General features: G+C 50.4%; 1 tRNA gene and 2 rRNA genes. All 3 read right to left on the reverse strand.

The annotated features are described in order from the left end of the window. A 23S ribosomal RNA gene (locus tag A3849_RS03425) occupies nucleotides 1–299 on the reverse strand; the annotation flags it as partial. Nucleotides 300–554: 255 nt separating this feature from the next. After that, nucleotides 555–630, reverse strand: a tRNA-Ala gene (locus A3849_RS03430). A 99-nt stretch (nucleotides 631–729) separates the two neighbouring features. Then, nucleotides 730–973, reverse strand: a 16S ribosomal RNA gene (locus tag A3849_RS03435); the annotation flags it as partial.

Below are 973 nucleotides of genomic sequence, written 5' to 3' on the forward strand. Positions count from 1 at the left end.
ACCCCAAGAGGCAAGCCTCTTGGTTTAGGCTGTTCCGCGTTCGCTCGCCGCTACTGACGGAATCACTATTGTTTTCTCTTCCTCAGGGTACTTAGATGTTTCAGTTCCCCTGGTCTGCCTCTACATACCCTATGTATTCAGGTATGAGTAACTGCGAATTACCACAGCTGGGTTTCCCCATTCGGACACCCCCGGATCAAAGCTTGCTTACAGCTCCCCGAGGCAGTTTCGTTGTTCGCCACGTCCTTCGTCGGCTCCTGGCGCCTAGGCATCCTCCGTGTGCTCTTATTAGCTTAACCATCGCTCCGGTGTTTCGCTTGTTCGCTCATCTTGTTTTAAACAGCGCTCCCGGATGAATCCGTTCGCTAGTCTGTTTAAAGCCAAAGGTCGCTTCACAATCGAAAACCTTCGCTTTCAGCATACTAATAACTATTTCAACTTGTTTACACAAGTTTCAGCTAAAAGATGTTCTAAAACGCATTTTCGTTTCGGTATCCAGTTTTCAAGGATCAAGATTTCTGTAATTCTAGACATGACAAATTGATGAAGTTTGTTGGTGGAGCCAAGCGGGATCGAACCGCTGACCTCCTGCTTGCAAGGCAGGCGCTCTCCCAGCTGAGCTATGGCCCCGCAAATTCCATCAAAACCGAACAAATGGATACGCGTTAAGTATCTGGAAGCTAAGCTTCCGATTTGAATGTTTCCGTTGCAGGAAACGATTCTCCATAGAAAGGAGGTGATCCAGCCGCACCTTCCGATACGGCTACCTTGTTACGACTTCACCCCAATCATCTACCCCACCTTCGGCGGCTGGCCCCCTTGCGGGTTACCCCACCGACTTCGGGTGTTGTAAACTCTCGTGGTGTGACGGGCGGTGTGTACAAGACCCGGGAACGTATTCACCGCGGCATGCTGATCCGCGATTACTAGCAATTCCGACTTCATGCAGGCGAGTTGCAGCCTGCAATCCGAA

This window comes from Paenibacillus sp. P46E (assembly GCF_001909095.1).
Lineage (GTDB): Bacteria > Bacillota > Bacilli > Paenibacillales > Paenibacillaceae > Paenibacillus_AQ > Paenibacillus_AQ helianthi.